Consider the following 408-nt stretch of genomic DNA (forward strand, 5'->3'; position numbering starts at 1 on the left):
GGAAGAGAAGGGAGAAAGGAAGAGAGGAGGGAGGAAGGAAGAGAGAGGGAGAAAGAGAAGAGGAGAGGAGAAGAAAGGGAGGGGAGAAGGGAAGAAAGGGAGGAGGGAGGGAGGGAAGAGGGAGAGGAGAGGAAGAGAGGGGAAAAAGGAGGGGAGGAAGGAGAAGGAAAGAGGGAAGAGGAAAAGGGAAGAAGGAGGGGAGAGAAAAGAGGGGAGAGGAAGAAGGGGAAGAAAGGGAAGGAGAGGGGGGGGGAAGGGGAGGAGGAGAGGAAAGAAGGAGAGGGGGAGGAAGAAGAAAAGAGGAAGAAGAAAGAGGGAAAGGAAGGGGAAAGGAAAGAGGGGGGAAAAAAGAAAGAAAAGGGTAAGAGAGAAGGAAAAAAAGTTAGAGAAGAAGAAGGAGAGAGTAAG

General features: G+C 51.5%; 1 protein-coding gene. It reads left to right on the forward strand.

Annotation, left to right across the window (positions count from 1 at the left end; all coding sequences use genetic code 11):
- On the forward strand, positions 1-365 hold a 365-nt coding region (locus NR073_RS11415; RefSeq protein WP_256748843.1), incomplete at its 5' end, for a hypothetical protein.
- Between the last annotated feature and the right edge of the window lie 43 nt (positions 366-408).

It is taken from the genome of Micrococcus sp. Mcc28 (assembly GCF_024519775.1).
GTDB classification, from domain to species: domain Bacteria; phylum Actinomycetota; class Actinomycetes; order Actinomycetales; family Micrococcaceae; genus Micrococcus; species Micrococcus luteus.